The 10,338-nt window shown below is 69.1% G+C and carries 7 protein-coding genes; 1 reads left to right on the forward strand and 6 read right to left on the reverse strand.

Annotated elements, in window-relative coordinates:
• The first annotated feature begins 474 nt into the window (after positions 1–474).
• Positions 475–1,035, forward strand: coding sequence for a hypothetical protein (locus tag HWY45_RS35345; RefSeq protein ID WP_081069900.1), 561 nt, complete (start codon positions 475–477; stop codon positions 1,033–1,035).
• Positions 1,036–1,136: 101 nt separating this feature from the next.
• Here the strand turns inward: HWY45_RS35345 and HWY45_RS35350 are convergent, their stop codons facing one another.
• The 6 genes from HWY45_RS35350 to HWY45_RS36650 all read right to left on the reverse strand — a co-directional run.
• Positions 1,137–5,333 carry a bifunctional nitrate reductase/sulfite reductase flavoprotein subunit alpha gene (locus HWY45_RS35350; protein ID WP_059884807.1) on the reverse strand — a complete coding sequence of 1,399 codons (4,197 nt, stop codon included), beginning with the start codon at positions 5,331–5,333 and terminating at the stop codon, positions 1,137–1,139.
• Positions 5,334–5,349: 16 nt separating this feature from the next.
• A complete protein-coding gene (gene nirD / locus HWY45_RS35355; RefSeq protein WP_059565732.1) occupies positions 5,350–5,694 on the reverse strand; it encodes a nitrite reductase small subunit NirD in 345 nt (114 codons plus the stop codon).
• Between the two features lie 30 nt (positions 5,695–5,724).
• Positions 5,725–8,277 carry a nitrite reductase large subunit NirB gene (nirB, locus tag HWY45_RS35360; protein ID WP_059884804.1) on the reverse strand — a complete coding sequence of 851 codons (2,553 nt, stop codon included), beginning with the start codon at positions 8,275–8,277 and terminating at the stop codon, positions 5,725–5,727.
• 19 nt (positions 8,278–8,296) lie between these two features.
• Complete coding sequence (locus HWY45_RS35365) at positions 8,297–9,622, reverse strand: MFS transporter (protein WP_059884803.1); 1,326 nt, start codon at positions 9,620–9,622, stop codon at positions 8,297–8,299.
• A 149-nt stretch (positions 9,623–9,771) separates the two neighbouring features.
• A complete protein-coding gene (locus tag HWY45_RS35370; protein ID WP_150999425.1) occupies positions 9,772–10,080 on the reverse strand; it encodes a hypothetical protein in 309 nt (102 codons plus the stop codon).
• A 12-nt stretch (positions 10,081–10,092) separates the two neighbouring features.
• Positions 10,093–10,338 (reverse strand): hypothetical protein (locus HWY45_RS36650; protein ID WP_208450113.1); only part of this gene is annotated, 246 nt, incomplete at its 5' end.

Here is a 10,338-nt window from a genome sequence, read left to right on the forward strand (position 1 = left end):
CCGGAGAGCCGCCGCGGGCGTGCGACGACGCCGCGACGCTTGTGCGCCGCCGCGCCGTTCTGGCCGGTCGGGGGAATTCGCTTCAGATATTAAGTTGCGATTTGAATTCGCAGAGGTTTCATCATGATTGTCGCCGCATCATTCTTGATAGCAGCAGAGTTAATCGGATGGATGAAGATTAAACGCGATCGCGGCGATGAGGAATTTCGTTTTGTCTCAGATTGAATCGAATCCGTCTCATCGGGAAATCAGGCGCGCGATCGATACACGAAACGGATGGCGCGTGGGGCCGTGCGCGCGTAGTGACGGGCCGCGGCCGGCCGGGAAGAATATGAACGCGGTCGTCCGGGCGGCGCGACCCGCAACTCGGCTGGAGTCGCGAGAGAAGGCGGCATACACCATGACAAAGTCGCACAGCGAGGAGGATCGTTCGCTATGCTGCCGGTGACGACGCGCCTATTCCATCCGATACCCATGAGCACAACCGCACGGACCATACTCAAAGCCATTCTGAGCATCCCCATCGCCTTTGGGCTCGCCTATCCCCTTATCCATCCCACAGAGGACGGAGGCGTTCTCGGCGAAATGGAGATGCTTGGGCCCATCGGCGGCATCGTCGTCATCGCGGTTTTCCTGGCGCTGGTCTATGCCTACGCGAGCGACCTCAGGACCACCCTGAAATCGGTCGACCGAGGATCGCGTGTGGCCGAACCCAACAGCGTCTGGTTCATGTTCCTCTTGCCATACAACTTCATCGAGGACTTCTTCATCGTGTCCAACGTTGCGAAGTCCCTGGAAGTGGAGTCTCGTATCAATCCGGCTCTGTCGGGTTTGCGCTCGTTCGGTCGGATCAGCGGCATCGGGTGGTGTCTTGCCCAGGTTCTTTCGTTGATACCCAATACCATCGGCGCCATCGCCAGCGCAGTTGCGGTTTTCTTCTGGATTTGGCACTGGGTGTTCGTGCGCCGGGCGAACAGGATGCTCGCCGGCAGTCAGGCATCCGTGGCTACCGTACCTGGACGGACAGGATCGTAACCGTCCTTCGCTGACGAACCGCCATCAAAAGCCGCCCGACGAAGCGCATCCCCCCGACACCCTGAAACCAAACCCGCGCGACACGCCGCCACGCCAGCCACTCAATACACATCCCGCACATACCGCCGCTCCTTCGCCAGCCGCGCGACATACTCGCCCGCCTTGTCATCCGACATCCCGCCGTGCGCCGCCACCACCGACTTCAGCGCCGCATCGACGTCCTTCGCCATCCGCGCCGCGTCGCCGCACACGTAGAAATGCGCGCCCTCCTCGAGCCACGCGAACAGCTCGGCGCCGTGCTCGCGCATGCGGTCCTGCACGTACACCTTGTCCGCCTGGTCGCGCGAGAACGCGAGATCGAGCCGCGTCAGGAAACCGCTGTCGCGCATCCCGGTCAGCTCGTCGCAATAGTAGAAATCGGTCTGCGCATGCTGCTCGCCGAAGAACAGCCAGTTGCGCCCGCGCGCGCCGCGCGCCCGGCGCTCGTGCAGGAAGCCGCGAAACGGCGCGACGCCGGTGCCGGGGCCAACCATCACGATCGGCACGTCGCCGCTCGCCGGCGGCCGGAAATGCGCGGATTTCTGCACGAACACCGGCACGCGGCCGTCGTCCGCGCGATCCGCGAGGAACGTCGACGCGACGCCTTTGCGCGCGCGCCGCCCGTTGTGATACCGCACGGCGGACACCGTCAGGTGGATCTCCTCGCGATGCGCGTGCGGGCTCGACGCGATCGAATACAGGCGCGGCTGCATCCGCTTGAGCATGCCGACGAGCTCCGCGCCCGACAGCTCGACCGGGTACTCGTGCAGCACGTCGGCGAGCTGCTGGCCCCACAGCCAGTGCTTCAGGTCGGCCTTGCGCTCGTCGGCGAGCAGCGTCTTCAGCGCGCCGTTCGAGCTGCGCGCGGCGATGTACGCGAGCGCGTCCGGATGCGGGCGCGTGATGTCGAGATGCCGCGCGAGCGCGTCGCCGAGCCGCACGTCGCCGACGCCGGCCACCGTCACCGGCGTGTCGGCCTTCAGCGCGGTGATCTCGAGCAATTCATCGACGAGCGCCGGGCAGTTGGTCGGCCACACGCCGAGCGCGTCGCCGGATTCGTATTCGAGGTTCGCGCCTTCGGTCGACAGCGACACGTAGCGCGTATCCTTCGCCGCGCCCGGCCGGTTGAGCCGCAGGTTCGCGACGAGCCGCGACGGCGCCGGGTGCGCCTTGGTCGGCAGCGCGCCCGACGGAATCATCCCCTCGGCCGGCACCGCGTGCAGCGCCGCGTCCTCCTCCTTGATCCGCGCGACGATGCGCTCCAGCCAGCGGTCGGCGTCGGCCTGGAACTCGACGTCGCAATCGACGCGCGGCAACAGCCGCGCCGCGCCGAGCGCCGCGAGCCGCGCGTCGAGCTGGCGGCCGTACCCGCAGAACTGGTCGTAGTTGCGGTCGCCGAACGCGAGCACCGCGAAGCGCACGCCGTCGAGGCGCGCCGCGCCGTCGGCCCGCAGCGCGTCCCAGAACTCGCGGCCGTTGTCGGGCGGATCGCCGTCGCCGAACGTGCTCGTCATCAGCAGCACGTATTGCGCCTTCGCGAGCGACGCGACCGGATAGTCGGCCATGCAGGTCGTGCGGATCTCGAAGCCCGCGTTCATCAGCTGCGTCGCGTAATCCTCGGTCAGCGATTCGATGTTGCCCGTCTGCGACGCCCACAGCAGCACGACCTTCGGCCGCGTGCGCACGATCCGCACGCCGCCCGGCGCGGCGGCCGCGTCGGCGTCGGCGCGCGGGGCGGCCAGCTGCGCGGCCGGCTCGCCGTGGCCCGGCAGCGTGCGGCTGAACAGGCCCGCGAGCATGCCGTCGAGCCACAGGCGCGCGGGCGCGGCGAGCGGTGCGCCCGCGGGCAGCACGGGCACGCCGCCCGCGCGGCGGCCGGCGTCGCTGCGCAGGCCGTTCACGAAGCCCGCGACGTACAGGCGCTCCGCGTCGGAGAGCGGCGGCGGCGCCGTATCGGCGATGCCGAGCGCGGCGGCGAAAGCATCGATGTCAGCCATGTCGAGTTCCTCGAACGCAGGGGCGCCGTGCGCGGTCGCCGGCCGGGCAGCCGCGTCGGCCGCGCCGCGCTGCGGGGTGTCGTCGTCCGCGTGCGCGGCGGGCGCCGCAGCCACCCGGCTCAGCGCGACCGCGCAACATTTCAGCTCAGGTTGCTGCGATACGGGATCGATCGCATCGTGGGTGACCGCGTTGATGCACAGGTCGTCGCCGTACACGTCGTTCCAGTGCATCGGTGCGAAGCAGTTGCCGGGCTGCACGCGATCGGTCACGACGGCCGGCAGCACCGCGCGGCCGCGCCGCGAGCGGATCTCGACGCTGTCCTGCGCCGCGATGCCGAGCGCTTGCGCATCCTCCGGATGAAGTTCGACGAACGGGCGCGGGTTCAGCTTGTTCAGCATCGCGACCTTGCCCGTCTTCGTCATCGTGTGCCACTGGTGCTGCAGCCGCCCGGTGTTCAGCACGATCGGGAATTCGCGATCGGGCAGCTCGGCCGGCGCGACGTGCGGCCGCGCGAAGAACCGCGCCTTGCCCGACGGCGTCGGGAACGCGAGGCGCGGCGTGCTGCCGTCCGCCGCCGTGCGCAGCGTCTGGCTCACGCCGTCGTTCAGGTAGCGGACCGGGTTGCGCCGCTCGTACGCCGCGCCCGGCGCGCACGGCCACTGCAGCGGCGCGTCGGCGAGCGCCGCGTGGCTCGCGCCGCGCAGGTCGTAGCCGGTCGCCGGGTTCGAGAAGCGCACGATCTCGTCGAACACGTCGGCGGCCGACGCGTAGTCGAACGCGTCGCCGAACCCCATCGCGCGCGCGACCCCGGCGATGATCCGCCAGTCGGGCAGCGCTTCGCCGGGCGGCGCGATCGCCTGCCGCATCAGCGTCAGGTTGCGTTCGGAGTTGACCATCACGCCTTCGCCCTCGGCCCACAGCGCGCCCGGCAGCAGGATGTCCGCATAGCGGTTGGTCTCGGTGTCGAGGAACGCGTCCTGCGCGATCACGAGCTCGGCCGCCTGCAAGCCGGCGATCGCGTTCCGCCGGTTCGGCACCGTCGCGACCGGGTTCGTGCAGATGATCCAGCACGCCTTCACCTCGCCGGCCGCCATCCGCTCGAACAGGTCGACGGTGCCGCTGCCAGTCTCGGTGCGCAGCGTGCCGCGCGGCACCTGCCACAGATCCTCGACGCACTGCCGGTCCGCGTCCGACAGCACCGAACGCTGCCCCGGCAGCCCCGGCCCCATGTAGCCCATCTCGCGCCCGCCCATCGCGTTCGGCTGGCCGGTCAGCGAGAACGGGCCGCTGCCGGGCCGGCACAGCGCGCCGGTCGCGAGGTGCAGGTTGCAGATCGCGTTGGTGTTCCAGACGCCGTGGGTGCTCTGGTTGAGGCCCATCGTCCAGCAGCTCATCCAGTCCGGCGCGTCGCCGATCCACTGCGCGGCAAGCCGGATGTCGGCTTCGGCCAGCCCCGTGATCGCCGCGACCTTCTCCGGCGTGTAGTCGGCGAGGAACGCGGGCATCGCGTCCCACCCTTCGGTGAATTCGGCGATGAACGCGGCATCGGTCCTGCCGTTCGCGTGCAGCAGGTGCAGCAGCCCGTTCATCAGCGCGAGATCGGTGCCCGCGCGGATCTGCAGGAACAGGTCCGCCTTGTCCGCGGTGCCGGTGCGCCGCAGATCGACGACGATCAGCTTCGCGCCGGCCTTCACGCGGTCCATCATTCGCAGAAACAGGATCGGGTGGCAATCGGCCATGTTCGCGCCGATCACGAAGAACAGGTCCGCGCGATCGAAGTCCTGGTACGCGCCCGGCGGGCCGTCCGCGCCGAGCGACAGCTTGTAGCCGCTGCTCGCGCTCGCCATGCACAGGCGCGAGTTCGACTCGATCCGGTTGGTGCCGACGAAGCCCTTCGCCAGCTTGTTGACGAGGTATTGCGCCTCGATCGACATCTGGCCGGACACGTAGAACGACAGCGCGTCCGGGCCGTGCGCATCGAGCACCGCGCGCAGGCGGCGGCCGGTTTCGGCGATCGCGTCGCGCACCGGCAGCGGCACGAGGTCGTCCTCGCGCGCGTCGCGCACGAACGCGCCCTCGAGCCGCCCGGATTTGCGCAGCGCGACGTGCGCCGACGAGCCTTTCGTGCAGAGCCGCCCGAAGTTGGCCGGATGGTCGGGGTCGCCGGACACCTTGACGACCTCGCCCTCCTCGACGTGCAGCACCATCCCGCAGCCGACGCCGCAGTAGGGGCACACGCTCTTCACGTTCGTCGCGGTCATGGCGGCTCCGGGTGCGTCAGGCCGCGACCCACACGACGCCGTCCTCGATGCGCGACGGATACGTGCTGATCGACTGGTCGGGCACCTCGAGGCACTCGCCGGTGCGCAGGTCGAAGTGATGCTTGTACAGCGGCGACGCGACGACGATCCGCTCGCCGAGGCTGCCGACCAGGCCGCGCGACATCACCGCCGCCTGCGACGCCGGGTCGACGTTGCCGATCGCGAACACGCCGCCGTCCGCGTGCGCGACGTTGAATACGGCGACCTGCTCGCCGTTGACGAGCGCGCATACGCCGGTGTTCGGCACGATCTCGTCGATCGCGCACACGCGGGTCCAGGACAGGGGCAGACGATCGTTCATGATGCTCTCCTTGCCGACGATGAACACGGCTCAAACGGTTTCGGTTTCGACCGCCACCGGAATGTCGACGCGCTTGCCGCGCGTGCGCTCGTCCGGCGTCGCCGGGCGAATCTGGCCGCGCGTCTCGACGAAGGCGATGTTCGCGTCGGGCGCGTCGCTGTTCACGAAATGGCGGAAGCGCTTGCGCGTCTCGGGATCGGTGACGGCCCGCTTCCACTCGCACTCGTACGTGTCGATCACGTGCTTCATGTCCGCTTCGAGTTCGGCCGCGAGCCCCAGCTTGTCGTGCACGACGACGTCGATCAGGTAGTCGAGCCCGCCTTCGAGGTTGTCGCGCCACACGCTGGTGCGCTGCAGCCGGTCGGCGGTGCGCACGTAGAACATCAGGAAGCGGTCGATGTAGCGGATCAGCGTGTCGCGGTCGAGATCGGCGGCGAGCAGCTCCGCATGGCGCGGCTTCATCCCGCCGTTGCCGCACACGTACAGGTTCCAGCCCTTCTCGGTCGCGATGATGCCGACGTCCTTGCCCTGCGCCTCCGCGCATTCGCGCGTGCAGCCCGACACGCCGAACTTCAGCTTGTGCGGCGAACGCAGGCCCTTGTAGCGGTTCTCGAGGTCGATCGCGAGGCCGACCGAATCGTCGACGCCGTAGCGGCACCACGTCGAGCCCACGCACGACTTCACGGTGCGCAGCGACTTGCCGTACGCATGGCCCGATTCGAAGCCGGCCGCGATCAGCGCTTCCCAGATCAGCGGCAACTGCTCGACGCGCGCGCCGAACAGGTCGACGCGCTGGCCGCCGGTGATCTTCGTGTAGAGGCCGTACTTCTTCGCGACCTGGCCCACCGCGATCAGCCCTTCGGGCGTCACCTCGCCGCCCGCCATGCGCGGCACGACCGAATACGTGCCGTCGCGCTGGATGTTCGCGAGGTAGTAGTCGTTCGAATCCTGCAGGCTCGCGTGCTCCTTCTTCAGCACGAACTCGTTGAAGCACGACGCGAGGATGCCCGCGACGGCCGGCTTGCAGACGTCGCAGCCGAGGCCATGGCCGTGCTTCGCGAGCAGCGCGTCGAACGTCGTGATGCGCTCGACGCGGATCAGGTGGAACAGCGCCTGGCGTGAATACGCGAAGTGTTCGCAGAGGTGGTTGTTGACGGCCAGGCCCTGCTTCTTCATCTCGGCCTTCATGACCTGCGTGACGAGCGGCACGCAGCCGCCGCACGACGTGCCCGCGCCCGTGCACGACTTCAGCGCGCCGATGCTGGTCGCGCCGTCGCGCACCGCCGCGCACAGCTGCGACTTCGACACGTTGTTGCACGAGCAGATCTGCGCGGCCGCAGGCAGCGCGTCGACGCCGAGCGCGGGCTTCGCCGCGCCGTCCGGCGCGGGCAGGATCAGGAACTCCGGCGATTCGGGCAGCTCCACGCGGTTCAGCATCATCTGCAGCAGCGTGCCGTATTCGGCCGCGTCGCCCACCATCACCGCGCCGTGCAGGAACTTGCCGCAGTCGGACACGACGAGCTTCTTGTAGACCTGCTTGCGCTCGTCCGCGTACTGGTAGGTGCGGCTGCCGGCCGTCGCGCCGTGCGCGTCGCCGATGCTCGCGACGTCCACGCCCATCAGCTTCAGCTTCGTGCTCAGGTCCGCGCCGGCGAACGATGCCGCTTCGCCCGCCAGCTGCTTCGCGACCACCCGCGCCATGTCATAGCCCGGCGCGACGAGGCCGTACACCATGCCGTTCCACGCCGCGCATTCGCCGATCGCGTAGATGTCCGCGTCGCTCGTGCGGCAGCCGTCGTCGATCGCGACGCCGCCGCGCGGGCCGAGGTCGAGCCCGCATGCGCGCGCCAGCTCGTCGCGCGGGCGGATGCCGGCCGAGAACACGATCATGTCGGTGTCGAGATGCGTGCCGTCGGCGAATGCCATCCGGTGCGTGCCTTCCTCGCCGTCGACGATCTCGAGCGTGTTCTTGCCGGTATGCACCGTCACGCCGAGCGCCTCGATCTTCGCGCGCAGCATCCGGCCGCCGCCGTCGTCGACCTGCACGGCCATCAAGCGCGGCGCGAACTCCACGACGTGCGTGTCGAGCCCCATGTCGCGCAGCGCCTTCGCGCATTCGAGGCCGAGCAGGCCGCCGCCCACCACCACGCCGCGCTTCGCGCGCGCGCCGCACGCCTGCATCGCCTCGAGATCCTCGATCGTGCGGTACACGAAGCAGTCCGCACGCTCGCGCCCCGGCACCGGCGGCACGAACGGCCGCGAGCCGGTCGCGAGCACCAGCTTGTCGTAGGCGAGCGTTTCGCCGGACGCCAGCGTGACCGTGTGCGCGCCGCGGTCGATCGACGCGGCCTGGGCGTTCAGGCGCAGGTCGATGTGCGGGTGATCCGCGAAGAAGCCCGGCGCGACCAGCGACAGGTCGTCCGCCGATTTGCCCGAGAAGAATTCGGACAGGTGCACGCGATCGTATGCGGCGCGCGGCTCCTCGCCGAGCACGGTCACCTGCAGCGCGCCCGGCGCTTGCGCCGCGACGCATTCGAGCAGCTTGTGACCGACCATGCCGTGACCGATGACGATGAGTTTCATGATGGGTGTCCTCGAACGATCAGTTTGCGATGCCGCCCGCGGCCAGCGCGCTTTCGCGCAGCGCCGCCTCGCGGGCCTTGTGTTCTTCGCTGAAGCGCACCGCCATCGCGCACAGCGCCGACACGGTGACGATCAGGCCGAGCAGGCTCAGCGTCTGCTGCACGTCGCCGACGCCCTTCAGCAGGAAGCCCGCCGCGACCGCGCCCACGTTGCCGCCCGCGCCGACGATGCCCGCGACGCCGCCGAGCGCCTTGCGGTCGATGAACGGCACGAGCGCGTAGGTCGCGCCGCACGCCATGTGCGTGAACAGGCCGAAGGTCAGCATCGCGACCAGCGCGATGCCCACGCCGTTCGCATGCGAGAACCAGATCAGGCCGAGCCCTTCGCCGACGATCAGCGCGCACAGCAGCGTCGCGCGCACGTCGAGGCTGCGGCGCGCGGCGACCTTGTCCGACAGCCAGCCGCCGAGCGCGCGCGCGAACAGCGCGAGCACGCCGAACAGGCCCGCGGCGAAGCCCGCGTCCTTCAGCGACAGGTGGAAGTGGTCGACGTAGTACAGCGCGGCGACGTTGTGGATGAACACCTCGACGCCGAAGCACGCGCCGTACGTGACGAACAGCATCCACACGCGGTAGTTCGCGCACGCGGCGGCGAAGCTCGCCCAGCCGCCCTTCTTGCCGCTGTCGATCGTCACGCCCTGGCGGCGCAGCGCGGCGAAGTCGCCTTGCGGGCAATCCTGCGTATAGCGCCAGTACACCCACGCCATCGCGAGCATCGCGATGCCCGGCACGGCAAGGGCGACGCGCCATGCGGACGCATCGCCGACGCCGAGCATCAGCGCGGCCGCGACGAGCAGCGGCAGGAACGCCTGCGCGGCGCCCGCGCCGGCGTTGCCCCAGCCGGCCGACGTCGCGTTCGCGGTGCCGACGACGTTCGGCGCGAACATCACCGACGTGTGGTACTGCGTGATCACGAAGCTCGCGCCCACCGCGCCGATGCCGAGCCGGCACAGCAGGAAGGTCAGGTAGTCATGGCTGAACGACACCGCGAACACCGGGATCGCGCCGATCGCGAGCAGCCCCGCATACACGCGGCGCGGGCCGAAGCGATCGCACAGCGGGCCGACGATCAGCCGCACGACGATCGTCGCGGCCACCGCGGCGATGTTGATGTTCGCGACCTGCGCGGCGCTCAGGTGGAATTCGCGCGCGATCAGCGGCATCAGCGGCGCGCACGCGAACCACGCGAAGAAGCAGACGAAGAACGCCATCCACGTCAGATGGAACGCGCGCATCGGCGCCGTGCGGAAACTGAAGAGATCGATGCGGGTAGCTTTATCGGTCATGGCTCATTCACCAAACAAAAACGGCGTCCTGCGTATCCGGTCACCTGTCGTGACCCGATGCGAAGGACGCCGTTGCCCAAGAAGCCCGTCGCCGGGCACGTCGGTAATCGATGCTGCAGGCCAATCGCCGTTGATTGGCTCGATCGACACTACGCAAGCGCCGTGCCATGCCGGGAAGAATCCCGTCGCAGGGCGGTTTGCGGCAGGTTCGAACGGCCCGGAGCCGGCAATTTGACCTCGGTCAGCGACGCGTCGTGAGGCAGCGAGGCACAGTTGTAGTGCGATGCAGCACTGCCGCCGTGCGGCGTCGCGGTGCACGCGGACGGTGAATCGCGCACGCGCATGCGGCATCGCACCGGTGCGCGCGAGGCCGCCGCGCGCCCGACGAAGCTGGCCCGGATATTGCTGAAAGGTGGAAAGACATCGGCAATGGCGCCGATGCGCGGTACCCGCAGCACGCGCGCCCACCGTCATGGACGGGGACGCAACCGGACAACGGCGTCCCTCCGTGTCGAACGCACGGGCGGATGCCGTTGTCGCTTCGGCTTCGGCTTCGGCTTCGGCTTCGGCTTCGGCTTCGGCTTCGGCTTCGGCTTGGGCTTGGGCTTGGGCTTGGGCTTGGGCTTGGGCTTGGGCTTGGGCTTGGGCTTGGGCTTGGGCTTGGGCTTGGGCTTGGGCTTGGGCTTGGGCTTGGGCTTGGGCTTGGGCTTGGGCTT

Source organism: Burkholderia stagnalis (genome assembly GCF_902830275.1).
Taxonomy (GTDB): Bacteria; Pseudomonadota; Gammaproteobacteria; order Burkholderiales; family Burkholderiaceae; genus Burkholderia; species Burkholderia stagnalis.

Bases quoted from the DNA above. Each gene is read 5' to 3' on its own strand.
- nirD (WP_059565732.1), bottom strand. From the start codon at position 5,694: ATGAACGATCGTCTGCCCCTGTCCTGGACCCGCGTGTGCGCGATCGAC.
- HWY45_RS35365 (WP_059884803.1), bottom strand. From the start codon at position 9,622: ATGACCGATAAAGCTACCCGCATCGATCTCTTCAGTTTCCGCACGGCG.
- HWY45_RS35350 (WP_059884807.1), bottom strand. From the start codon at position 5,333: ATGACCGCGACGAACGTGAAGAGCGTGTGCCCCTACTGCGGCGTCGGC.
- HWY45_RS35345 (WP_081069900.1), top strand. From the start codon at position 475: ATGAGCACAACCGCACGGACCATACTCAAAGCCATTCTGAGCATCCCC.
- nirB (WP_059884804.1), bottom strand. From the start codon at position 8,277: ATGAAACTCATCGTCATCGGTCACGGCATGGTCGGTCACAAGCTGCTC.